Consider the following 22356-nt stretch of genomic DNA (forward strand, 5'->3'; position numbering starts at 1 on the left):
TTTTTGCTAGCCTGCGCAAAGACTCAGTTCAAATCGATAACTAACAACGCAGGAGGGAACCACCATGCGCACACTTCTTACCTCACTCATCACTATCGCACTGTTAGTTGCACCGGCAGCACAGGCCGACGAGCTTAACGGTGGGGTCGCAACCTCCGCTGACCGCCATGGAGGCGAAGTGAGGGCGGTTAGTCCCCGATAGTCGACGCCGTCTGCATATTCGTAGTTGAGAGCGCGAGCGGACGACGAAGAAGATGCAGCAGCGGCTTTTGTCGGCGTAGAGTCACTGAGGGAGTTGTGTAGAGCCGCGAAGAGGTGATTACGCAACGTACGCGGAGGTCGGGCGCCGTAGGCATAAACGGTCGCGTTAAGTTTTGCTGTTTGCTTGGGCTGGATGCCCAAAACAAACTTTCGCAAAAATAGCGACTCCCGGAGCCTACATCAAGCATGCATTCGGAGCGGCCCAGCGCCACCAGAACGGTCTCGGCTACGGCTTTCGCTTTGACCGGGTGGAAGCCCCACCGTTTTCAATTTCAATAACACCAACAGCCTGAATGAGCGGGCGATCATCGATGTCGAATTCAGTAACGGTGCAATCAGCGCCTATCGCGTCCTCGGCTACAACACACTGCCCGACTACACCGTGATGCAAGCCAATGGTGGTGAGGCCACACTCTGGACCCCGCTACTCGCCGCAGGCGGCATCGCGCTGGCGATGTGTGTTTCCGGCTCCTCGCTCTGCGCGACCAGTGGCGGCGGCAGCAGTGAGGAGTGTATCGACCTCGAGGTCAACTTTGCCCCCGGTGTTTTCAACTCAGCGCCGGTTTGTGGCGGTGAAGAGCTTCCCTAGCGGTACGCGCAGGTCATAGGTCATCAAAGCAACTACCAGACGCACCCACAGGAGGTAATCGAGGCACCTCCTGTAGGTGCTTTTGTCTTACACCTCATCTATGCGACTATTCAGCTAAGACCAATAAACAAAACAAGCTGATACCGTGACTACTGACAGCAACAACTTCATCGACTCGTTCCGCAGCTCGTCGCCCTATATCAATGCCCATCGTGGCAAGACCTTTGTCATCCTCTTCGGTGGCGAGGCGGTCGCCGATGCCACGCTGCCGACACTGATTCACGATATCGCGCTACTCAACTCACTCGGCATTCGTCTGGTGCTGGTCCACGGCGCACGCCCTCAGATCGAGCAACGTCTCAAGGCACGAAATGCCGAGATCCGCTATGAGAACGGCCTGCGCATCACCGATGACGATGCTCTCGAATGCGTAAAAGAGGCGGCCGGTACGCTACGCATGGAGATCGAGGCGCTACTCTCGATGGGACTGGCCAACACACCGATGGCCGGTGCTCGGCTACGTGTCGCCTCTGGCAACTTTGTCACCGCACGTCCACTCGGCATTTACAACGGTATCGACTACTGCCACACCGGCGAGGTGCGGCGCGTCGACACCGACGGCCTGAGACAACGCCTCAGCGACAGCAGCGTGGTACTGCTCTCGCCGATCGGCTACTCACCTACCGGTGAGATCTTCAACATCACCGCAGAGGAGATCGCCACCTCGGTCGCCATCGAGCTTGAGGCCGATAAGCTGATTATCCTCAGTGAAGAACGCACCCTGCGCGACAGCCGTCGCAAACCCATACAGCAGCTCGGCCCCTCGGCCGCCCACGACCTGCTTGGCGGCAGACGCAAACTACCGGCCGATACCCGCACCCATCTGGAGAGCGCGATGCTCGCCTGTCGCGGCGGGGTTAAACGCACCCACATCATCGAACGCAGTCTCGATGGTGCGCTGCTACAGGAGCTCTACACCCGCGACGGCGTCGGCACCCTGATCACTGCCGAGAACTATGAACAGACCCGTCCTGCCACCATCGACGATGTCGGCGGCATCCTGGAGCTGATCGAACCGCTGGAAGAGGAAGGTGTGCTGGTGCGTCGCTCACGCGACCGCCTCGAGACCGAGATCGACCACTTCAGTGTTGTGGTGCGCGACAGCACGATTATCGGCTGTGCCGCCCTCTACCCCTATCGTAAGGAGGGCTTCGGTGAACTTGCCTGCCTCGCCACCCATCCCGCCTACCGTAATGCGGGACGCGGTGATGAACTGCTGCTGCAGATCGAACAACGCGCCCGCACCATGGGACTCGACAAACTATTCGTACTGACCACTCGTACCGCTCACTGGTTTCGGGAGCGCGGCTTCGCCCACGCCGATATCAAGGCGCTGCCACTCAAACGACGCGGCCTCTACAACTACCAACGCAACTCAAAAATTTTCATCAAGGAGCTTGATGACCGTGGCTGCCAAACGTACCGAACGACGCAAGAGCAACGGCAGCCGAGGTCGGCGCAAGAGTGATCGTGGTCAGGGCGACTCAACGATCATCAAGTTCATCTTCGTCTTCCTGGTTCTCTTCATGACCATCACCGTTAACCTCTCCGACGGCATGCTGGCGCGTGTCGGCATCGACCCCAACTACCTCTATGCCGCTCTCGCCTCGGTCATCCTCGCGGGTCTAACCGCAAGTAAACCGATGGCGATGTCACTGCTGGTCATTACCGTCACCATCGGTGCCAACCTGCCCACCGAGTACGCCGAGCGCATTGGCGTTAATCAGGATTTTCTGCTCGCTACCCTAATCGCTCTCATCATCGCCCCGCAGTTTAAAAGCTGGCACAGCTGATCATCAGCTAGCCACACCACGGGCGTGCTAAAGCACCCTTTCGTAATGAGCAGACCATGACAGAAAGAGATCTGGCGAACGCCTCGCCTCTCAAGTTAATTCAGATCAGCGACACCCATCTCTACGCCGATACCGATGCCGAACTCTACGGCATTGCTATCGAATCACGTTTCCAGGCTGTATTGGAAAAGGTTGCCACAGAAGAGGCTGACCTACTGGTGGTAAGCGGTGACCTGGCAAACGGCGACACCGACGCGGCCTATCAACGTTTAAAGCACTCTCTTCAAGAGCTCAATCTCGATACGGCGCTCATACCCGGCAACCACGACACCCCTGAGCGAGTCGCCTCAATCAGTGCGGGGCGTCTCTCGAATCAGATGGTCTGGCAGCTGGATGGGTGGCAGATATTGATGCTCGACAGCTCCAACACCAATAGCCAATCCGGACGCCTGGGCAGTAAGCAGCTGGCTGAGCTGGAGAGCCAACTGCGCGCGCATCCCAATCAACCCACACTAATCTTTCTCCACCATCAGGCGGTAGCCATAGGCTGTCGCTGGCTCGATACCATGCTGTTGGAAGATCGAGACACCCTGTTCGACCAGCTTGATCGCAATCCGCAGGTGAGCGCGGTGGTGTGGGGGCATACCCATCAGGCGTTCGAAGCGGAGTACCACGGCATCAAACTCTACGGAACGCCTTCAACCAACGCCCAGTTCAAGGTCAACAGCGATGAGTTTGCCATTGATGAATCGGTCGATACGGGGCGCCCCGGTTATCGTCGTCTACTGTTGCATGCAGACGGGACCATTGAGAGCTGTGTCATCCGGGTGGATGTTTAGGATCTGTTAGCTGAATTCGCCACAGAGTGTTACTTACTTACCGGCGCGAACCAGACCACCAAGTCCTTCACGTTCAAGTACCGTATTGATCTGTTCGCGAATCTCGCTACTGCGTTCAAGCAGCAGTGCCTCCTGCAGCAGGGAACGCGCCTTCTCCGCATCGATAGTACGAATCACCCACTTCACCCGCGCCAGGCTGCCGGTACTCATACTCAGGCTATCAACCCCCATCCCAAGCAGCAGCAGCGCCGAGGCGGGATCACCCGCCATCTCACCGCAGACACTCACCGGCTTACCGAAGCGCCGCGCCCCTTCGACGATCTGCATCATTGCACGCAGCACCGCAGGGTGGAGTGAGTCGTAGAGATCGGCCACCCGTGCATTATTACGATCAACAGCGAGCAGATACTGGGTCAAATCGTTGGTACCGACCGAGAGGAAGTCGACCCGCTTGGCGAGTACATCGGCCTGGTAGACCGCCGAGGGCACCTCCACCATCGCGCCGATCTTCGGTCGTTTCACTGCCACACCCTCTTCGATCAGTTCGTTATAGGCGCGATCGATCAGATCGATCGAATCATCAAGCTCATCGACACTGCTGATCATCGGCAGTAGTAAATTCAGGTTATCGAGTCCGGCGCTGGCACGCAGCATTGCCCGCAGCTGTACCAGAAAGATCTCGGGATGATCGAGGGTGATGCGGATACCGCGCCAGCCAAGGAAGGGATTGTCCTCTTCGATAGGAAAATAGGGCAGCGCCTTATCACCACCGACATCGAGGGTACGCAGCGTTACCGGCCTGGGTGCAAACGACTCCAGCACCTCGCGGTAGATCTCATACTGCTCCTGCTCACTGGGGAAACGCTCACGGATCATGAACGGGAATTCGGTACGGTAGAGCCCCACCCCCTCAGCGCCACTATTAAGCGAGGGTCCGATATCGGAGAGCAGGCCGGTATTGGCATAGAGCGGAATACGCACCCCATCTGGGCTTTCGGCGGGAAGGTCTCGCAACGCCTTGAGGCCGTCGCTAAGCTCATCCTCCTCACGAACCAGTCGTTCAAACTCCTGTACAACCATTGGGCCTGGATTGACGTAGATTCGGCCGCTGTAGCCATCAGCAATGATCTCGGCCCCGTCGACACGGGTCACCGGCAGATCATCGGCACCCATCACCACCGGCACACCCAGCGCACGCGCCAAGATCGCCACATGTGAGGTGCGCGAGCCGCTCACCGAGACGATACCGGTCAACCGCTCCGTTGGAACCTCGGCCAGCATCGAGGCGGTGATCTCCTCACCCACCAGCACCGTATCGGCCGGGTAGTCGATGCGGGTGGTATCGCCCTCCTGCAGATATTGCAGAATGCGCCGTCCCAGATCGCGAACATCCTGGGCGCGTTCGCGTAGATAGGGATCATCCATCTCCTCGAAGATATTCACATGCTCATCGACGGTGTTACGCAGCGCGCCCGGCGCCCAGTTGCCATCACGAATACGCTCGACACTCTTCTCAACCAGCGAGTCACCATCAAGCATCATGATAAAGGCGTCGAACAGCGCGCTATCCTCAGCCGGCAGCACGGGCCGCATGCGCTCAACGATGGTCTCAATATCAACCCGCACGGCAGTTACGGCGGCGCGGAAGGCGAGCTCCTCCGCCTCTGGGTCATCGGCACGACGATCGGGTACCGCTGAAAGATCGGCGTGCGGATAGCGCACCACCGCCGTACCGATCGCCACACCCGGCGCGCCTGAGACACCTAAAATCGGTCGCTCATCGGAGAGCCTTCTACGTTTACGAAGCCCATCGATACCGCCGCTGGCCTGGGCATGGGCAATCGCGCCGGAGAGCTGCGCACCGATGGTAACCAGGAAGGCCACCTCGTCCTCATCAAAACGTTCAACCGCATGGCGCTGCACCACCACCACACCCATCACCTCACGGTGGTGAATCACCGGCACACCGAGGAAGGTGGAGTACTGCTCCTCACCGGTCTCGGGAAAATATTGATAACGCGGGTGGTTCTTGGCGCTCTGAATATTGAGCGGCTCCTCGCGCTCGGCCACCATGCCGACCAGTCCATTGCTGAAATCGATACGCACCTGTCCCACCGAGGCGGCGTTAAGACCATCGGTCGCCATCAAAACGTACTGGTTATGATCGAGGTCGGTCAGATAGACCGAGCAGACATCGACTTCCATCGCACCCTTCACCCGAGAGACGATAATCTCGAGCGCATCGGAGAGGTCAACGGCGGCGTTAACCTCCTGAATGATTCGGCGCAGGACTTCTAACATGGGTGACAATCCATCGACAGCAGGGGGAAATCAACCATCAAGGTTTGCTGATAACCAGACCACCGGGATAGGGGGCTGGCTCTGGCGGTGCACCTTCGGGGAAAACCAGCGGTGCGAGTTCACGTAGTGCGCGTTCATAGACGCTGCGTTTGAACGGCACCACATCGTTGAGTGGGTACCAGTAGTCGACCCAGCGCCAGGTATCGAACTCCGGTTTGTTGCAGTAGTCGAGACGTACATCGCTCTCGCTGCCGGTCAGACGCAACATGAACCAGATCTGCTTCTGGCCAATACAGACCGGCTTACGGTTGCGACGGATAAAACGTTTGGGAAGGCGGTAACGGAGCCAATCCTTGGTCGCACCCGCCACCTCGACATGCTCAGGCTGCAGGCCGACCTCTTCAGAAAGCTCACGATACATTGCCTCTTCCGGCGACTCCTTATGCTGGATGCCGCCCTGCGGGAACTGCCAGGCATCCTGACCGATGCGACGCGCCCACAGTAGGCGTCCGTCATTACGGCTTAGAATGATCCCAACATTGGGCCTATATCCATCTGAATCAATCACTTACAGCTTTCTCTATCACTAATTATTAGCGCCGCATTGTGACAAAAATCGCCCATACAATCAATTCGGGCATAATAATCAATTAGTTAGAGTATGGTGATATTGTTTTATAGCCCACCACATTGATACGCCAACGTTTTACCTTTCAGCCGCCCCTCAGTATCCTTGGCGCCCCAATAGCACCCTAACTGGAGCACAACCTTGGCCCTCGCCATCTTCGATCTCGACAACACCCTGCTCACGGGCGACAGCGACTACCTCTGGGGCCGTTTTCTGGTCGAACAGGGTCTGGTCGACGGCGACCACTACGAGCGTGAAAATCAGCGTTTCTACGATGCCTACAAGGCGGGCACGCTCGATATCTTCGAGTTCCTCGCCTTCAGCCTCAAGCCGCTTGCCGAGCACGACATGGAGACACTCAACGGTTGGCACCGTCAGTTTATGGAGCAGATGATCGCACCGCTCATCCAGGCACCTGCCCAGGCGCTGGTAGAGAAACATCGCCAGCAGGGCGACACGCTGCTGATCATCACCGCTACCAACCATTTTGTGACCGCGCCAATCGCCGCCGCCTTCGGTATCGACAACCTGCTCGCCACCGATCCCGAGATCGTCGATGGTCGCTACAGCGGCGGTGTCGCTGGCACCCCCTGCTTCCAGCACGGCAAGGTGGAGCGTCTCGATAGCTGGTTGGCCGAGACGAGGCATAACCTGGAGGGGAGCTGGTTCTACAGTGATTCGCACAACGATCTACCGCTGCTGGAGAAAGTGACTCACCCGGTCGCGGTCGATCCCGACCAGCAGCTGGCCGATAACGCCACCGAGCGTGGCTGGCCGATCATCTCGCTGCATCTCGAACAGTAGAGACAACGCGACGGTGGCGCAGCGATCTAAACAACAGGGAGAGTGGCTGCTGCGTCTGCTACCGCTGCTGGTCGCAACCCTGGTCGGGCTGCTGTTTGCGCTGGCCAGCGGCAGTGTCGATCTCACCATTCCAGAGCTGATCGCCACCCTCAGCGGTAGCGGTGAACCGCTGCACCAGACCATCCTCTATGAGCTGCGCCTGCCGCGTGCGGTTGCAGCGGCCACCACCGGCGCACTGCTGGCACTGGCCGGTGTATTGATGCAGGTCCTACTACGTAACCCTCTCGCCGACCCCTATATCCTCGGCATCTCCGGTGGTGCAGCGGTTGCTGCACTACTCTCGATCCTGCTTGGCCTCGGCGGTGCCTGGCTGACCGGCAGCGCACTACTGGGTGCACTGCTGGCGATGGCGTTGGTCTTCGGTCTGGCACGCGGCAAGGGCGACTGGTCACCCTCGCGGTTGCTGCTCACCGGCGTGGTCATCGCCGCTGGTTGGGGGGCGCTGATCAGCTTTATCCTCACCCTCTCCCCCGCCGACCACCTGCACGGCATGCTCTTCTGGCTGATGGGCGATCTGAGCAATAGCAGCTCGCCATGGGGTGCGCTCATCATCCTGATCATCGGCCTGCTGCTCACCCTGCCCCTGGCACGCAATCTCAACATCCTCGCCCACGGTGAGCTGCAGGCGACCACCCTCGGTATCGATGTCACCCGGCTGCGTTTCAGCGTCTACCTGCTCGCCTCACTGCTGACCGCTGCGGCGGTGGTACAGGCGGGCACGGTCGGTTTTGTTGGGCTGATCGTGCCGCATCTACTGCGGCTGAGTGGTTTCCGAGACCATCGACTGTTGATTCCTGCCTCTGCCCTACTCGGAGCCACCCTGCTGCTCTTCGCCGACACGCTCGCCCGTGTACTACTCGCACCACAACAGCTACCGGTTGGCGTGGTCACAGCAATGCTCGGCGTACCGTTATTTCTCTATCTGTTACGACGTAGCTCTGCGCACGGGGTCGGTCAGTGAGCCTGCTACAGACAGAGGGACTCGTGGTCGAGATTGCAGGCATCACTGTCTGTCATGATCTAGCACTGCAGATCGTTCCCGGTAGCAGCTGGGCAATCCTCGGTGGCAACGGTGCGGGCAAGACCACCCTGCTGCACACCCTGGCCGGAGTACGCCTCGCTCAACAAGGCGAGATCACCATCAAGGGGCAACCGCTCTCGGCATGGCCACGTCGCCAGTTGGCGCAGGTTGTCGGGCTACTCGCCCAGGAGAGTAGTGATCCCTTCCCGATCACCGTTCTGGAGACGGTACTCATCGGTCGTCACCCCCACCTCGATCGCTGGCAGTGGGAGGGGGAAGAGGATATCGAAATCGCTCAGCGTGCCCTGCAGCAGGTGGCGCTGGAGGGTTTTGAGTCACGCATGGTCGACACCCTCTCTGGTGGCGAGCGGCATCGTGTTACCATCGCCGCGCTAATGGCACAGTCGACACAGCTGTTACTGCTTGATGAACCAACCAACCACCTCGATCTGCACCACCAGGTCACCCTGCTTGATGAGTTGAAAGCAGTCGCGAGCGCAGCGGATGGCGCACTGATCAGCGTACTGCACGACATCAATCTGGCACTGCGTTTCTGTGACCATGCCCTGCTGCTACTGCCCAATGGCGTGACACTACATGGTCCGATCGATGAGGTGGTCAACAGCGAGACCCTCACTGAACTCTATGCCCACCCTGTCATAGAGATCGCCAACGATGAACAACGCTACTTCATGCCACGCTAGCCACTCGAGCAGTAGCTATACTCAGACCATTAACTGCCTCAGGAGAGTTCGATGCGCCGAAGTAGCCAGCGACTATTAATCGTCGTCGCCCTGATCCCATTCTTTGCACTACTCGGTAATCGTGACGAAGAGCCGCAGACACCAGCACCGATTGTCGCTGCCCCAGCCTCACAGACAACCGTTACCGCTGACATCTCATCACATCAAAGCAGCGTCGACTTCAAGCTCCCCTATCTACCAAGATCAGTCATTAACACCAAAGAGATTCCCAACCATGTGCTCAAGGCCGATGCGGCTGATAGCGAACCACTCCCCTACTATGAGATCGCACGTGATACGTTCATGTTCTACGGCAGCATTGCACTCACCGATGAAGATAACCGAGGCTGGAACGGTAACGCAGGATTTGTCATCACCAATGAGGGTGTAGTGGTTATCGACTCACTCGGCACACCCAAACTCGGCGAACGGATGATCGCCACCATCCGCAGCCTGACCGAGCAACCGATCCGCTACCTGATCATCACCCACAACCACCCCGACCACAGCTACGGTTCAGTCGCCTTCGCACGCCTCGAGGGGGTCACCATCATCGGTCACGAGGGAACGATCGACTATCTCGAATCCGACCTAATCGACCACTCGGTCAACTACCGCCGCGAACTTCTGCCGAAGGATATGGCCGGCTTCTCCCCCATCACCCCCGACATTCTGATTGGTGGCGAGACCTTCTCCTCAAAAACAATCGAACTGGGCGGTGAGCAGTTCAACATCTACAACGTAGATCGTCACCACTCATTCGGTGATCTGGTCGTCGAACAGGTCAACGAAAAGGTTATCTGGATATCCGATCTCGCCTTTAACCAGCGCACCACCTACATGGCCGACGGGTCGAGCGAAAAGTCGGTCAGAGGTCAGGTGTGGTTGTTGGAGAAGTTTGCCGACGCAAAGCTGATGGTCCCCGGCCACGGCAGCGCACAGACCGCCCCCTTCCCGATGGTCAGTAAAACCCTCGTCTACATGCAGCGCCTACGCACCCTGATGAGCAACGCCATCGAAAACGATATCGATATGCAGGAGGCGATAGAGAGCGCCGATTTCAAGGATTGGCAGGAGACACGGCTCTACGAAGAGAACCAGGGCTCCAATGCACACTTTGTATATAGGGAGATGGAAGAGGAGCTGTTTTAGGCGCTCGCCAATCAGGTACCGGAATCAATACTGACTCCGGTACCTTCGAGCCTATTTGTTGCCCCTCTCAGGAAAGAGCACCGCCCACGCCCCCTCAGAACCAGCTAACAGACTCAGCCCCTGATATACAGGCTTACCACAGGGAGCAGCACCAACCGCCTCAGCCACACTGAACGCAGCCGGAGAGAAGTAGACCACAACCTCACAGTGAAGCCGCCCCTCCGACTCATGGCGAACGAAGAGCGCCATCGCCTCAGGAGCACCACTCTTCTCAAACTCCGACAGGAACAGCGCCTCGAGCCGATCCAGCGCCGCTCCAACCAACATGGCATCGCCGAGACTCATTGAAAACCAGCTATCCATAACACCTACCTATCCAATCAGCCCACTATTTGGCATCGACCCAGAAATTGTATAACCTCGGAACCACGGCCTGAGAGACACAACAATAACAGAGCCATTCAAGCGAAAGCCCTCAAACAACAGGAAGAGGCACTGCAGGATGCATAATCACAACAACACCCTCAGTAATACAACACACACCCGCAGAAGTGAGAACTTTTGGCGGCATAACGCAATTATACGAGCCGGTCACATAACGCATTATATGTGCCACCCACATAATCTACTGTTATGCGTAAAATATCATGAACAAACTACTATTAATTACATCATTGGTATTTTCGTCACAGGCATATTCATTTCAATGCCCTAGAGATCATTCGCCGGAAAGTGCTTATCAAAAATCTAATGTTGCCTATGTGGCAAAATTAATGCAGTTGAGTTCTTTAAAGATATAAAAGATAGGAAACACGCTAAATATCTCTTGGTTAAATTTGATGTCGTCGAAGTATTAAAAGGCAAAAAGAGAAAAGTGGCGAAGTTTTGGATGTTGCTGGAATTGGAACTGGCTTTGTGAATTTTATACCTGGCGGGTATTACATAATTACTCACGAAGAAGAAAATCTGGTTGAAGGAAAGCAGTATGTAAATATTGTGTGATGTTCTAGGGGCGGCCTTCTATTTAGAAGATGAGATGTTCTCTAAGACATTGGAAATTTTTGAGTAATGGTGGTGAGTTCACGCATCACCAGTCGTTCCACCGATTCGTCACCGCTACGCGGCTCCTCTCGGCTGAACTTAATCGTTAGGCGTATACAAGAATGGATAAACCAGATAGTAAATACTTACTGCTGATTGGTATAAGCTTTTTATGTTCGGTCGTTTTTATGGGTGTTTGGGCTTTGGCTCATCCTCATATAAACGAAATATTATATCCTATTGGAAAAGCCACATTGGATGCCGGACTGAGCCGCGAGATTAATCCTACTTTATCGATAGTACTAACCACTATCGTAGATTTAGTTGAATATGTAGCAATGTCGCTTATTTCTGCTATTCCAAGCAGCCTGATTTTGTATTTTTCTAATGTTAATAATATTCGAATAGCATCAGTATTAATAGCGGTAATTGTTGTAGTTGTTTTAGTTTCTACACGCCTGTGGTTGCTATATGTGCCGCCAACCATTAATGCAGTTGTTGGAGTAGGAGTTCTTTCTATATTGATAGTATTGAGCAATATCTATGTATACAAAATTAGCAATAAAACATTGATGCGCCTAACCAGCGCATCAAATTGACGCTCGGAATAAGTGGGGTCAGATGAAACTTAGCTCTTGATACTCCATTCTTGTGTAGTGGCATAGTTAATTTAGCCACGTGACCAGAGGATAAGCAGCCACCTTACAAAGGATTTAAAAGGCCATATAAAGAGTGCAGCCCCTTACCTCATGACGCTACGAGTGATAGGCAAAGAGTTATTTCACTGACCTCAATTATCCGAACGAAGCGGCCAGAATCACACAAAGGAAGGGTTATATTTCATCTGACCCCACTTATTCCAATGCACACTTTGTCTATCGTGAGATGGAGGAGGAGCTTTTTAAAGCACCGCCCAAGACAATTTTATGTTTACCGTGCGACAGAGAACCTCAACAAACAGGCAACATCAGCTACTATGGCCGTAGCGAAACCCCTCCACGACTGACCTAAATGATGGATATAACACACGATTACCATGCGCACTGAGGTGATCCCCATCAAAATAGAGCGGCATTCCCTCAGCAATTGCTGAGCAGGTCTCCGTAGCGCAGAGCAACGGAAAAGGGTCCCATACAATCAGAAGGGAAATCTATCAGCAAGCACGCGCAGCGACTCCATGATCGGTTCACGATGTGATAACAGATAGTCCCGCTTAATCGAGAGCCTGCCCTCACAGACAGGATTAGCATTATTAAACCAGTCCGAGCATCGAAAAGCGGGAGACTTAAAGATCGGTTTTGGAGCATCAATGATGATGTGGACCGGTAGTCTTTCAAGCCATTTTATTATTTCGATCGCCTCCTGAAGCCCCTGTTCTCTGTAGGATGCAGCAGCATCACTCGAGACAGAACTCACAATTCGTTCTTCACTGAATGCGGCCCACTGGTCACCAAATCGATTGGTCCTCAATGAGGCCAGAAAAACAATATCTCCGGGTGCCACTGTTAACTCGATGACAGACAGAGCGCTCCTGATTTTATCGGCACACGCCTTATTTCGTGCCATAGTGGGACCGAGCAGGCCCGCCACGCCACACCCTCCCTGAGATAACTTAACGATCTTGATTCCAAACTCATCAGAGAGTTGTTGCAGTAGCGTTGAATAGGCCTCTACATGCGAATCGCCCAACACATAGATTTTATTCTCCACCAACACACCCTCTCGGTTACCACTCATTTCAGTGGGCCACGCATGGGGTACCAAATCCGCTTATCCGCAGTCACACTCATACTGAGCGTTGAGTGTGCATTGAACACAGAATATGAACCCGCGAAACTGGTAACAATCAATAACGTACCTACCAATACAATTCGTCCAGCCGGCTGAGTCTTTGGAGAGACACCTCTCCTAAGCGGCCTCTCTACTAGGTGATAAGAAGTGATAGCCAGAACGAATGTGGCAGCGATGGCAAACGCAATCTCAGAAAGCGATTCGAGGCCCGTTGTCCATCGCAAGAGCACATAAACAGGCCAGTGCCACAGATAGAGTGAATAGGAAGTCTTCCCTATATAGACAAGCACACGACTCTCAAGCAGTCGTTGAATCACCGGCCTCTCATCAAACGTGTTAACAACACCTGCAATGAGAAACAGTGCGCCACCTGCCGAGGCCAAGGCCCAGGGAATCGGAAACCGACTTTCATCGGTTAACGCAAAACCCGCCCCAACCAGTAGAACGCCAACAAGCAGGTAAAGACGCGCTTTCCCTTTAGATTCAGGCAGAAGACGTCCGTTTGAATGGCAACGATATAACATCGCACCAAAGGCCAACTCCCAGAACCTGCTCGGCAACCAATAGAAAGCCCTCTCCGGGCTTACGGCGGTTTGATACCACGAGTACCACAACGAGATAACCAGTAGTAGCGGCAATAGAGAGACAGCAACAACCCCTACAAGTGAACGATTATCTCTATAGCGCAACCATACAAAGAAGAGTAGCGGGAAGAAGAGGTAAAACTGCTCTTCAACGCCAAGGGACCAGGTATGCGTGAAGGCGTTAAACTCAACTCTGGGCGAGAAATATCCATCGTTCAACCACACAAGCGCGAGATTGCTCGCCCCAAAGAAGGCCGAATAGGCGGTGTATTTGCTCGTCTTACTTAACCACGACTCTGGTACAAAGAGAGTCGTGACAATAGAGACAACAAGCAGACACAGGACAAGTGCAGGAAAGATTCTAACAACACGACGAGCGTAGAATCGGGTAGAAAAACTCAGCAGGCTACGGGTTGATTCCTTCGCCAATGAGGCGCTGACAACATACCCTGAAATAACAAAAGAGATCAACACCTGCAAATCCACCCGGGAGCAGTGATGCATCAATATGAAACAGCATGACCGCCAGAACGGCAATCGCACGCAATCCATCGATCCCTTGTATGTAGGTGTAATCACCAAAACCAGGCTTATCAACACTCATACACTCTCAAAGCCTCGCCACACAGCTGCTAGTCATAAAACTCTCAACAATATACAAACCGACCAATAAGATTGGTCAATACACATCACACACAACAACTGAGATCGAATGAAAACAGGTATTTTCAGAATCGTACAGACACAGCAACCACTCAATCAAGCCAGCAGTCACTTTAACGCTACAAACTGCATCTCAGGGCACACATAGCAATATGACAGCCCCACAGATAACCATTTACTGCACCCTGCCAGACAAGGCTTGAATAATCACCGTATCAGCCTTCATTCTACGAAAAGAGAACTAACCACGACGCCTCAGAACCAGCCAGCAGACTCAACCCGGCATAGGCAGGCTTACCACAGGGAGCAGCACCAACCGCCTCAGCCACACTGAACGCAGCCGGAGAGAAGTAGACCATAACCTCACAATGGAGCCGCCCCTCCGACTCATGGCGAACGAAGAGCGCCACATCCTCCGCAGTGACACCCTTTTCCAGCTCAGCCAAAAATAGCGCCTCGAGCCGATCCAGCGCCGGTCCAACCAACATGGCATCGCCGAGACTCATTGAAAACCAGCTATCCATAACACCTACCTATCCAATCAGCCCACTATTTGGCATCGACCCAGAAATTGTATAACCTCGGAACCACGGCCTGAGAGACACAACAATAACAGAGCCATTCAAGCGAAAGCCCTCAAACAACAGGAAGAGGCACTGCAGGATGCATAATCACAACAACACCCTCAGTAATACAACACACACACCCGCAGAAGTGAGAACTTTTGGCGGCATAACGCAATTATACGAGCCGGTCACATAACGCATTATATGTGCCACCCACATAATCTACTGTTAGGCAAAATAAGATTAATTTACGCATCCGCATAGCTATCGCTTGTATCAGCATATTATCTGGCATGGCTATGTCTGTAATTAGTGCACTTGATAGTCTTTGGATGTCCTCAATAGTCTATTTCACACTTGGGTTATTTGTTGGGGTATCAGTATTGATTTTACAATGGACTATTTGGAGAATCCAATTGTAATTCTGATATCTGGAATAATCGGCATTCTTTCTATTCTTGCAATACTGTCAGAGCATAAGGGGTTTGATTCTGATGCAAATGCTGCTTACTCTGAAGCTTTTGATCATTTTCATGATATGAAAGCATGCCAACCCATGAATCATGAGCTAAGAGAACTAAGAAAAGAAGGGCTCCAAGCATGCGTAGTCAAGGTTGGTCAAATCAGGCAGACGCTATTCTTAAGATACAACAGGCGCGTCTCTCAAGTCCTCCCTTAAGTTTAATAGATGGAATACGAAGTCAAGTCAAAACAAACAGAAAGACTGGTGTGCCGAAACATTCAGAGCAGCTAGCCAACACTGCAAGGATGGCTTTATTACAATGAGTGAAGCTAGTAAAAACAAATTATTATCACTTCAGTAGTTGATGGTTATGCCTAACAAGTACACCCAGTTCGCCACTCCGTGGCTGGGACGCCGCACAGCGGCGCCCTGGTGTATGGCGTTATGTGTAATAAGGATTATCAATAATGGATATAAGTCGAGATTCCTGTCCCTATGAGCCTGGAGATGAAGTACGCTTTATTGGAGGAGAGAAATTAGGCTGGTATCAGGATACCAGATCAATTTGGCTTAAAAGTTAATGATGTAATCGTGATTCGCTCAATCAAAGAAAATATGTATATATACGACACTAAAGGCAATGGAGGCTGCCATTGGAAGCTATTCGAGAGATGTTAACAGCAAAAACACATAACAAATCATTCAAGTGCGCACGCAAAAGACGCGTGCTGGACGCTGCGCAGAAGACGCGCATCGCCCTTAATTCAAACGTTAGGTGCAGGGAGATATAGTGCTAATAAAATGAAAGACTATGAACGCATTTATAAAACTATCAATGCAATCATATTAAATGAAGGTGCCGATCCTACTGTCTCCTGTACATTCTTTTGCATTTTATGGCGCAAAGATACTGAAAGATCACTACAAGATAGATGCAAAAGCAGTCGCTGGTTCATGTTGTTACCATCTGGGCAATGATAACGCACTAACATTTGGTGAATTTTCAGGTGATGAATTGGTGAGTAATAGCAATGCATTCCATGGCTGGATTATCGCTGAAGGGTGGTTGGTTGACTTTATGGCACCAGTTTTTCCAGACATAATGAAAAAACAAAACCCTAATTTGTCATTACCATCAAAGATGATGCAAAAGCGTATAGAACAAATGTCGAGTGAAGTCATTAACCTGGGAGAGTCTGGCGAATTCTATTTTCTAATTGACCCTGAAATGATTAAAGACAGTCGGGGAGTCGCTATTTTTGCGGAAGCTTGTTTTGGGCATCCAAGCCCAAGCAAGCGGCAAAAACTTAACGCGACCGTTTATGCCTGCGGCGCCCCGACCGTCCTGCGTACGTTGCGTAATCACCTCTTCGCGGCTCTACACAACTCCCTCAGTGACTCTACGCCGACATAAAGCCGCTGCTGCATCTTCTTCGTCGTTCGCTCGCGCTCTCAACTACGAATAGGCAGACGGCGTCGACTATCGGGGACTAACCGCCCTCACTTCGCTCTCCATGGCGGTCAGCGAGTGTCATATCTTTCTTCAAGTCCTGCATTCGCGGATTTAGCATACATATGCTCTAAATGGTATAAAAGCCTCCAAAGAAAATGATCAAGGCCATCCCAATCAGTGATGACAAGGGCACTGAACGAATGGTTTCTCTATCTGGAAGGGCAATAAGTGCAGCATGGTAAATTGCACCTAACAAATAGCTCAAGTCATTCGCTCTCGCTCACTGGGACGCTCCGCCGCGATGCGGCTCCGCGCCCTTGCAAAGCGTTAGGGCAACACTAAAAAGGCTTGGAGGTAACAGTAGATTTTGAAATTTGTGTGAGTATCTTGTTTGGGTTGGAAGTGAGCGTTGAAGAAAAGTGAAAACTCTAGTGGAGGTGTTTATGGAAAATTCAATCGTTTTGTTTACATGCGTTTGGTGCGGGGTGGCGTTTCTGCGGGCCTAGTTGGGACACTTTCAACCCAAATGAGAGATTATCACTAATGAATGGTCTGCTAGATCCAGGAGGAACGAGAGGGGTGCAAATCCCTCTCCCGCACCATATTGAATAAAGGTTAAAGTTATGAGGCTTAAATGCCCTAACAAGCCAATCAACAAGGACAAACCTCCGCGGCACTTTAGCTGTGCTTATCGCTACGCTAGCACAGCTAAACCGCCACTACGTTTGCCTGTTATCGTGAACGTTAGGCCTATATAAGGAAAATAGATGTTTAAGAAGTTTATAAATGGAATGATTTTCGGGGCTGGGTTTGGAATAAGTGGGGTCAGATGAAACTTAGCTCTTGATACTCCATTCTTGTGTAGTGGCATAGTTAATTTAGCCACGTGACCAGAGGATAAGCAGCCACCTTACAAAGGATTTATAAAGGCCATATAAAGAGCACCGCCCTTACCTCATGACGCTACGAGTGATAGGCAGAGAGTTATTTCACTGACCTCAATTATCCGAACGAAGCGGCCAGAATCACACAAAGGAAGGGTTATATTTCATCTGAGGCTCCCCAGTTTAACGGATGAAATAATTAAGAGGCACACTTTGCCTCGTATTCTGAAGGACTTACATACCCCAAGTACGAGTGACGCCTGCGTCTGTTATAAAAGACTTCGATGTATTCAAACAGACTCTGCTTTGCTTCCTGTTTGGTTTTGTAATCTTCGTAATCTACCAGTTCGGTCTTAAGTGTACCGAAGAAACTTTCCGCCACCGCATTATCCAGGCATTCACCTTTACGGCTCATGCTGCAGCGTAATGAGCTCTCTTTCAACAGCCTCTGGTAGTCACCTGAAGTATAGGTTCTGCCCTGGTCTGAGTGCACAACTACAGACTCTACTCGGCCTCTTCGCCAGATAGCCATCGTGAGTGCGTCCTTCACCAGTAGAGTGTTATTATTGTTGCTCATAGCCCAGCCAATGACATGCCTTGAATAGAGATCAATGATGACGGCCAGATAAAGCCACCCTTGCCGCGTCGGTATGCCGGGGAGTCGCTATTTTTGCGAAAGTTTGTTTTGGGCATCCAAGCCCAAGCAAACAGCAAAAACTTAACGCGACCGTTTATGCCTACGGCCCCCGACCGTCCTGCGTACGTTGCGTAATCACCTCTTCGCGGCTCTACACAACTCCCTCAGTGACTCTACGCCGACATAAAGCCGCTGCTGCATCTTCTTCGTCGTCCGCTCGCGCTCTCAACTACGAATATGCAGACGGCGTCGACTATCGCGGACTAACCGCCTTCGCTTCGCTATCCATGGCGGTCAGCGAAGGTGGTGTCAGAGACCCAGGCTTTATCAGGTCTTTCCACATCAAACTCTCGCTTAAGCAGATCTGGCGCGGGCTGCATCGTGTTCTTTGAGTTAGTCGTTATGACAAACTTTCTAGCCATCTTAGATGCAATGTCATTTGCCCTCATCAGTCTGGCCACACGATTAACACCAACACGTTCGCCCATCTCTTGCAGATCTTTATGGATGCGAGGCGATCCATAGATCTGCCGACTTGCCTTGTGAAACAGCTTTATTTTAGCGGTGAGCTGGCGATCCTCAATGGAGCGCTTGCTTTCAGGTCGGTTGCACCATGAATAGTAGCCATTCACTGATACATCAAGCGCATGACAGAGCCGTATAATTCGATGCTTTGTGCTGAGCGATTGAATAAAGGCGTACTTCACTTGAGATCCCTCGCAAAGTACGCGGCGGCTTTTTTTAGGATTTCAAGCTCCTCTTTCAGCCGTTCATTCTCTTGGCGAAGGGTGGTGACTTCGCTTTGATCCTGCTTCTTTGGCCTTCCCGGACCTTCAAAGGCTTTGTTTCCTTTGTTGGATAACTGCTCTTTCCATTTGTAGAGTTGATTACGCCGAATACCAAGCTCCATAGCGATATCAGTGGCTGGTCTATCAGACTCATCCATCAGGCGAACCGCTTCTAATTTGAACTCTTTGGTGTAGGTCTTATATGGCTTGCGTTTTCTAGTCATTTGATACTCCTATGGCGACATTGTCGCTTATTAAAAGTACCCGTTAAACTGGGGAGGTTCATCGAGACTGTTTTCGAGAAACTTGATCTTTGACAGTAGGTCATGGGCGATTGAGGGGTGCAATTTCATATGCGTCCACTCCTCCTCGTTGAGCTTGCCGGGCTTGATCAAGATAGCATCCGGTATCCCGATCTTTCCCACGTCGTGGAGCATCGTCCCCCGCTCAATATGCTTGAGTGCCTTCTCATCGGTTATACCTGCGAGCCTTGCAAAGCGGACCGTCATTCTTGTTACCCGTTCAGTATGGTCCTTGGTCTCCTTGTGACGCAAATCCATGACCTGGACCCATCCCTGCATCGTCTGCTCATAACTCTCGACCACTTCATTCTTTGCCTTCGTCAAGGCATCGACAGCTCGATTAATCAAATAGAACAACATCGCGCCAGTCACCGCGATAAACGCCCACCCTTTGATGCTTTGTGCGGCTGTGATCGATTCAGCCGAGCCAAATATGTTACCAATCACCATGTCCGAGAAGTAGATCCATAACGAACCGACGATCACATAGATGGCTACGATTTTGGCTTGTGGTACCAGCTTCATCCTATTTGCTCTCATCAGTTATCAGCCAACACAGAGAATTCCGTCAACACCAGAAGCAAGAGTGCCACTACTCTCTTCGTATTCCCAATGTACCCGAGCATTGTAGTCACCGCAGCATTGATCGGACGAACATCTGAGCTCGGCAGGACTCAGAAATAAGCGGGGTAGTTTCATTCTGACTCCATTCAATTATTTGAGCGATTAGTAAAGAAATTGATGATAGCCAAACCACTGATTGTCAGCACAACCAAGAGTGAAACTGCATTCAAGACAGGCGTTGAACTAAATCGAATCCGTGAATACAAATCGATAGGCAAGGTAGGATCTGAACCGATCAGAAAGATCGTCGTGTTTATATTGGAAAAGCTTAATATAAAGGCAACCACAAAAGCCCCGATGATCGCTGGACGAAGAAAAGGGATTGTTACATACCATATCGCTTCTAGGCGTGTCGCTTTAAGACTCAGTGCTGCTTCTTCCAGCGTACGGTCAAATTTTTTTCAGGCGCGCTGAAACAAGCAACATGACATAGGTCGCGGCAAAGGAGAACTGCCCCAGAACAACCAGCCAGTAACTGGGTCTAAACAACTCAACATCCACACCCAACGCATTCTCAATATGATTTCCAGCAGCTGTCGCGGTCAACAATATAGAGACCCCCAATATAACACCGGGAATCACCAGGGGCGCCAGAGCCAGAAAGTACAGCAAGCCTTTTAATCGGAACTCCTCTTCTTCAAAGAGTAGCGCTGCAATCGTCCCAACAAGAGTGGATAGGACGGCGACGAAAAGCCTGTGCTGAGACTGGTATAAATACTTGTTATCAGCTCCTCATCAGCAAAAATCCCCTGCCTGTCATCAGACGATGAAATAAACCAGTCTAGTGTAAACCCGTTCCAGGGCAGTGAAATAAAGTTGGAATCATTAAATGCCAACACGGAGATGGCAAGCAGGGGCATAACTAAAAACGCAAAGAACAGAAAAACATAAGAACCATAGGCGATTCGGTAGAAAGGCGAGCTAGGAAGCGAACAAATCATGACCCCACCTTCTCTAGTTTTTGGCCAGATAATTTCAGGGCAATCCAGATAATACCGGAAGATAACATGAGCAGTAAGAATCCGAATGCAGCTCCTTCATTCCAGTTGAATGTTGTGAGGAAATTATTATATATCTGTTCTGTAAACCACAACGAACTCTTGCCACCTAACAAGTTAGGCGCAAGGTAATCACCAATAACCAACATAAACACAATGATTGAGCCAGTAACAATTCCCGGCATTGAATAGGGGATGATGATTCTTCGGGGAGTCGCTATTTTTGCGGAAGCATGTTTTGGGCATCCAAGCCCAAGCATGCGGCAAATACTTAACGCGACCGTTTATGCCTACGGCGCCCCGACCGTCTCTGCGTACGTTGCGTAATCACCTCTTCGCGGCTCTACACAACTCCCTCAGTGACTCTACGCCGACATAAAGCCGTTGCTGCATCTTCTCCGTCGTTCGCTCGCGCTCTCAACTACGAATAGGCAGACGGCGTCGACTATCGGGGACTAACCGCCTTCGCTTCGCTATCCATGGCGGTCAGCGTGTGAATATAGCCCATTTAGTCGCGCCTAGATCACAGGCTGCCTCAATCAGTGAGTCATCCAGAGTTTCTAGCGTGGACATAATCGGGATCACCATAAACAGCACGGACATATAAAGCAGACCTACCACCATACTGAAATCGGTATAGAGTAAATTCAGGGGGGTATTGATGACTCCTATCGTCATCAGTAGATGATTAATAACACCATGATCGCCAAGCAGTACCATCCAGCCATAAACCGTCACCAGCTCACCTACCCAAAGGGGAATAAGCAATAGCAACATCAAAAAACTGGCGCTTCGCTTCGACGCGACCTTCGTTAAATAGAACGCAACAGGAAAGGCGACAATGAAGGCCAACAGTGTGACCACGATCGAATAGGTCGCTGTTTTTACAAATGTCAGCCAATAGATTTTTTGAGTGAAGAATTCAATATAATTGTTCCGGGAGTCGCTATTTTGCGAAAGTTTGTTTTGGGCATCCAAGCCCAAGCAAACAGCAAAAACTTCACGCGACCGTTTATGCCTGCGGCGCCCGACGTCCTGCGTTCGTTGCGTAATCACCTCTTCGCGGCTCTACACAACTCCCTCAGTGACTCTACGCCGACATAAAGCCGTTGCTGCATCTTCTCCGTCGTTCGCTCGCGCTCTCAACTACGAATAGGCAGACGGCGTCGACTATCGGGGACTAACCGCCCTCACTTCGCTCTCCATGGCGGTCAGCGATTGAAAACCATGCCACCCATATCATCTTCTATCTGAAATGAACTGATAAGTAGTTCGGCATGAGGGATGACGATCATAAACAGAAGCCAGGTC

At 51.9% G+C, this 22356-nt stretch carries 29 protein-coding genes and 4 pseudogenes; 15 read left to right on the forward strand and 18 right to left on the reverse strand.

Going from position 1 to position 22356, the window contains the following annotated elements; all coding sequences use genetic code 11:
* Positions 1-6: 6 nt before the first annotated feature.
* A complete protein-coding gene (locus HUE57_RS16140) occupies positions 7-327 on the reverse strand; it encodes a hypothetical protein (protein WP_174673526.1) in 321 nt (106 codons plus the stop codon).
* 316 nt (positions 328-643) lie between these two features.
* Between HUE57_RS16140 and HUE57_RS16145 the strand changes: the two genes are divergently transcribed.
* The 4 genes from HUE57_RS16145 to HUE57_RS16160 all read left to right on the forward strand — a co-directional run bounded on the left by HUE57_RS16145 (position 644) and on the right by HUE57_RS16160 (position 3542).
* On the forward strand, positions 644-850 hold the full coding sequence (locus HUE57_RS16145) for a hypothetical protein (protein ID WP_135622218.1): 207 nt from the start codon (positions 644-646) through the stop codon (positions 848-850).
* Positions 851-995: 145 nt separating this feature from the next.
* Positions 996-2378, forward strand: coding sequence for an amino-acid N-acetyltransferase (gene argA / locus HUE57_RS16150; RefSeq protein WP_078484922.1), 1383 nt, complete (start codon positions 996-998; stop codon positions 2376-2378).
* Positions 2317-2703 carry a hypothetical protein gene (locus HUE57_RS16155; RefSeq protein WP_135622506.1) on the forward strand — a complete coding sequence of 129 codons (387 nt, stop codon included), beginning with the start codon at positions 2317-2319 and terminating at the stop codon, positions 2701-2703. Before argA ends, HUE57_RS16155 begins: the two co-directional genes overlap by 62 nt.
* A gap of 56 nt (positions 2704-2759) precedes the next feature.
* Positions 2760-3542, forward strand: a complete 783-nt coding sequence (locus HUE57_RS16160; protein ID WP_078484924.1) for a phosphodiesterase — start codon at positions 2760-2762, stop codon at positions 3540-3542.
* Between the two features lie 33 nt (positions 3543-3575).
* Here HUE57_RS16160 and ptsP read toward each other — a convergent pair whose 3' ends face one another.
* Positions 3576-5843, reverse strand: a complete 2268-nt coding sequence (gene ptsP, locus HUE57_RS16165; RefSeq protein WP_078484925.1) for a phosphoenolpyruvate--protein phosphotransferase — start codon at positions 5841-5843, stop codon at positions 3576-3578.
* 37 nt (positions 5844-5880) lie between these two features.
* A complete protein-coding gene (locus HUE57_RS16170; RefSeq protein WP_078484926.1) occupies positions 5881-6411 on the reverse strand; it encodes an RNA pyrophosphohydrolase in 531 nt (176 codons plus the stop codon).
* Positions 6412-6612: 201 nt separating this feature from the next.
* Here HUE57_RS16170 and HUE57_RS16175 point away from each other — a divergent pair, with 201 nt between their 5' ends.
* The 4 genes from HUE57_RS16175 to HUE57_RS16190 are packed head-to-tail and all read left to right on the forward strand — an operon-like array spanning position 6613 to position 10251.
* Entirely contained in the window at positions 6613-7275 is a 663-nt protein-coding gene (locus HUE57_RS16175; RefSeq protein ID WP_078484927.1) for a histidinol-phosphatase, read from the forward strand.
* 13 nt (positions 7276-7288) lie between these two features.
* Positions 7289-8296 (forward strand): FecCD family ABC transporter permease, encoded by a 1008-nt coding sequence (locus tag HUE57_RS16180; protein ID WP_408021572.1) that lies wholly within the window; start codon positions 7289-7291, stop codon positions 8294-8296.
* The gene (locus tag HUE57_RS16185; protein WP_078484928.1) at positions 8293-9060 is read left to right on the forward strand and encodes an ABC transporter ATP-binding protein; all 768 of its coding nucleotides are present in this window, start codon (positions 8293-8295) and stop codon (positions 9058-9060) included. The genes HUE57_RS16180 and HUE57_RS16185 overlap by 4 nt, the downstream gene beginning before the upstream one ends.
* 51 nt (positions 9061-9111) lie before the next feature.
* A complete protein-coding gene (locus HUE57_RS16190; RefSeq protein WP_078484929.1) occupies positions 9112-10251 on the forward strand; it encodes an MBL fold metallo-hydrolase in 1140 nt (379 codons plus the stop codon).
* 51 nt (positions 10252-10302) lie between these two features.
* Here HUE57_RS16190 and HUE57_RS16195 read toward each other — a convergent pair whose 3' ends face one another.
* On the reverse strand, positions 10303-10614 hold the full coding sequence (locus tag HUE57_RS16195; protein ID WP_174673527.1) for a hypothetical protein: 312 nt from the start codon (positions 10612-10614) through the stop codon (positions 10303-10305).
* 800 nt (positions 10615-11414) lie between these two features.
* Here HUE57_RS16195 and HUE57_RS16200 point away from each other — a divergent pair.
* A complete protein-coding gene (locus HUE57_RS16200; protein WP_174673528.1) occupies positions 11415-11891 on the forward strand; it encodes a hypothetical protein in 477 nt (158 codons plus the stop codon).
* Positions 11892-12259: 368 nt separating this feature from the next.
* Here the strand turns inward: HUE57_RS16200 and HUE57_RS20470 are convergent, their stop codons facing one another.
* From HUE57_RS20470 to HUE57_RS16220, 5 genes are all read right to left on the reverse strand, one after another.
* Positions 12260-12442 (reverse strand): SGNH hydrolase domain-containing protein, encoded by a 183-nt coding sequence (locus tag HUE57_RS20470; RefSeq protein WP_420885726.1) that lies wholly within the window; start codon positions 12440-12442, stop codon positions 12260-12262.
* Positions 12430-13029 carry an SGNH hydrolase domain-containing protein gene (locus tag HUE57_RS16205; RefSeq protein ID WP_174673529.1) on the reverse strand — a complete coding sequence of 200 codons (600 nt, stop codon included), beginning with the start codon at positions 13027-13029 and terminating at the stop codon, positions 12430-12432. The genes HUE57_RS20470 and HUE57_RS16205 overlap by 13 nt, the downstream gene beginning before the upstream one ends.
* The gene (locus HUE57_RS16210) at positions 13026-14138 is read right to left on the reverse strand and encodes an acyltransferase family protein (RefSeq protein WP_174673530.1); all 1113 of its coding nucleotides are present in this window, start codon (positions 14136-14138) and stop codon (positions 13026-13028) included. The genes HUE57_RS16205 and HUE57_RS16210 overlap by 4 nt, the downstream gene beginning before the upstream one ends.
* A complete protein-coding gene (locus HUE57_RS16215) occupies positions 14074-14271 on the reverse strand; it encodes a hypothetical protein (RefSeq protein ID WP_174673531.1) in 198 nt (65 codons plus the stop codon). The genes HUE57_RS16210 and HUE57_RS16215 overlap by 65 nt, the downstream gene beginning before the upstream one ends.
* Positions 14272-14557: 286 nt before the next feature.
* Positions 14558-14854: a hypothetical protein gene (locus HUE57_RS16220; protein ID WP_174673532.1), complete on the reverse strand. Its 297-nt coding sequence runs from the start codon at positions 14852-14854 to the stop codon at positions 14558-14560.
* Positions 14855-16160: 1306 nt separating this feature from the next.
* Here HUE57_RS16220 and HUE57_RS20475 point away from each other — a divergent pair.
* The 3 genes and pseudogenes from HUE57_RS20475 (at position 16161) to HUE57_RS16230 (ending at position 16825) form a co-directional block, all read left to right on the forward strand.
* Positions 16161-16337, forward strand: coding sequence for a DUF2026 family protein (locus tag HUE57_RS20475; protein ID WP_174673533.1), 177 nt, complete (start codon positions 16161-16163; stop codon positions 16335-16337).
* A pseudogene (locus HUE57_RS20480) lies at positions 16258-16587 on the forward strand (DUF2026 family protein); the annotation flags it as partial. The gene HUE57_RS20475 and the pseudogene HUE57_RS20480, both read left to right, overlap by 80 nt.
* A gap of 31 nt (positions 16588-16618) precedes the next feature.
* Positions 16619-16825 carry a hypothetical protein gene (locus tag HUE57_RS16230; RefSeq protein WP_174672488.1) on the forward strand — a complete coding sequence of 69 codons (207 nt, stop codon included), beginning with the start codon at positions 16619-16621 and terminating at the stop codon, positions 16823-16825.
* A gap of 1070 nt (positions 16826-17895) precedes the next feature.
* Here HUE57_RS16230 and HUE57_RS16235 read toward each other — a convergent pair.
* Positions 17896-18342, reverse strand: a pseudogene (locus HUE57_RS16235) (IS3 family transposase); the annotation flags it as partial.
* Positions 18343-18500: 158 nt separating this feature from the next.
* Between HUE57_RS16235 and HUE57_RS16240 the strand changes: the two are divergent.
* Complete coding sequence (locus HUE57_RS16240; protein ID WP_174672489.1) at positions 18501-18725, forward strand: hypothetical protein; 225 nt, start codon at positions 18501-18503, stop codon at positions 18723-18725.
* 27 nt (positions 18726-18752) lie between these two features.
* Here the strand turns inward: HUE57_RS16240 and HUE57_RS20485 are convergent.
* The 7 genes and pseudogenes from HUE57_RS20485 to HUE57_RS16265 form a co-directional block, all read right to left on the reverse strand.
* A pseudogene (locus HUE57_RS20485) lies at positions 18753-19040 on the reverse strand (IS3 family transposase); the annotation flags it as partial.
* Entirely contained in the window at positions 19037-19345 is a 309-nt protein-coding gene (locus tag HUE57_RS16250; RefSeq protein ID WP_174672767.1) for a transposase, read from the reverse strand. The pseudogene HUE57_RS20485 and the gene HUE57_RS16250, both read right to left, overlap by 4 nt.
* A gap of 30 nt (positions 19346-19375) precedes the next feature.
* Positions 19376-19948, reverse strand: coding sequence for an HD-GYP domain-containing protein (locus HUE57_RS16255; RefSeq protein ID WP_174673535.1), 573 nt, complete (start codon positions 19946-19948; stop codon positions 19376-19378).
* Positions 19949-20133: 185 nt separating this feature from the next.
* The gene (locus HUE57_RS20005) at positions 20134-20430 is read right to left on the reverse strand and encodes an ABC transporter permease (RefSeq protein WP_320416299.1); all 297 of its coding nucleotides are present in this window, start codon (positions 20428-20430) and stop codon (positions 20134-20136) included.
* A 7-nt stretch (positions 20431-20437) separates the two neighbouring features.
* Positions 20438-20629: a hypothetical protein gene (locus tag HUE57_RS20010; protein ID WP_320416246.1), complete on the reverse strand. Its 192-nt coding sequence runs from the start codon at positions 20627-20629 to the stop codon at positions 20438-20440.
* Between the two features lie 35 nt (positions 20630-20664).
* Complete coding sequence (locus HUE57_RS20015; RefSeq protein WP_320416247.1) at positions 20665-20988, reverse strand: ABC transporter permease subunit; 324 nt, start codon at positions 20986-20988, stop codon at positions 20665-20667.
* Positions 20985-21254, reverse strand: a pseudogene (locus HUE57_RS16265) (ABC transporter permease subunit); the annotation flags it as partial. The gene HUE57_RS20015 and the pseudogene HUE57_RS16265, both read right to left, overlap by 4 nt.
* Positions 21255-21268: 14 nt before the next feature.
* Here HUE57_RS16265 and HUE57_RS16270 point away from each other — a divergent pair.
* Positions 21269-21424: a hypothetical protein gene (locus HUE57_RS16270; RefSeq protein ID WP_174673537.1), complete on the forward strand. Its 156-nt coding sequence runs from the start codon at positions 21269-21271 to the stop codon at positions 21422-21424.
* A 107-nt stretch (positions 21425-21531) separates the two neighbouring features.
* Here HUE57_RS16270 and HUE57_RS16275 read toward each other — a convergent pair whose 3' ends face one another.
* On the reverse strand, positions 21532-22023 hold the full coding sequence (locus tag HUE57_RS16275; protein WP_174673538.1) for an ABC transporter permease: 492 nt from the start codon (positions 22021-22023) through the stop codon (positions 21532-21534).
* Between HUE57_RS16275 and HUE57_RS16280 the strand changes: the two genes are divergently transcribed.
* Positions 22007-22201, forward strand: a complete 195-nt coding sequence (locus HUE57_RS16280; RefSeq protein WP_174673539.1) for a hypothetical protein — start codon at positions 22007-22009, stop codon at positions 22199-22201. The genes HUE57_RS16275 and HUE57_RS16280 overlap by 17 nt on opposite strands.
* Positions 22202-22356: the final 155 nt, after the last annotated feature.

The sequence above is a fragment of the Candidatus Reidiella endopervernicosa genome (assembly GCF_013343005.1).
Classification (GTDB): Bacteria; Pseudomonadota; Gammaproteobacteria.

What these genes read in the sequence shown, in the direction of transcription:
- HUE57_RS16215 (WP_174673531.1), bottom strand. Translation starts at nt 14,271, where the DNA reads ATGAGTGTTGATAAGCCTGGTTTTGGTGATTACACCTACATACAAGGG.
- HUE57_RS16160 (WP_078484924.1), top strand. Translation starts at nt 2,760, where the DNA reads ATGACAGAAAGAGATCTGGCGAACGCCTCGCCTCTCAAGTTAATTCAG.
- HUE57_RS16190 (WP_078484929.1), top strand. Translation starts at nt 9,112, where the DNA reads ATGCGCCGAAGTAGCCAGCGACTATTAATCGTCGTCGCCCTGATCCCA.
- HUE57_RS20475 (WP_174673533.1), top strand. Translation starts at nt 16,161, where the DNA reads ATGAAAGACTATGAACGCATTTATAAAACTATCAATGCAATCATATTA.
- HUE57_RS16220 (WP_174673532.1), bottom strand. Translation starts at nt 14,854, where the DNA reads ATGGATAGCTGGTTTTCAATGAGTCTCGGCGATGCCATGTTGGTTGGA.
- HUE57_RS16250 (WP_174672767.1), bottom strand. Translation starts at nt 19,345, where the DNA reads ATGACTAGAAAACGCAAGCCATATAAGACCTACACCAAAGAGTTCAAA.
- HUE57_RS16205 (WP_174673529.1), bottom strand. Translation starts at nt 13,029, where the DNA reads ATGAGTGGTAACCGAGAGGGTGTGTTGGTGGAGAATAAAATCTATGTG.
- HUE57_RS16200 (WP_174673528.1), top strand. Translation starts at nt 11,415, where the DNA reads ATGGATAAACCAGATAGTAAATACTTACTGCTGATTGGTATAAGCTTT.
- HUE57_RS16255 (WP_174673535.1), bottom strand. Translation starts at nt 19,948, where the DNA reads ATGAAGCTGGTACCACAAGCCAAAATCGTAGCCATCTATGTGATCGTC.
- HUE57_RS20015 (WP_320416247.1), bottom strand. Translation starts at nt 20,988, where the DNA reads ATGATTTGTTCGCTTCCTAGCTCGCCTTTCTACCGAATCGCCTATGGT.
- HUE57_RS16195 (WP_174673527.1), bottom strand. Translation starts at nt 10,614, where the DNA reads ATGGATAGCTGGTTTTCAATGAGTCTCGGCGATGCCATGTTGGTTGGA.
- ptsP (WP_078484925.1), bottom strand. Translation starts at nt 5,843, where the DNA reads ATGTTAGAAGTCCTGCGCCGAATCATTCAGGAGGTTAACGCCGCCGTT.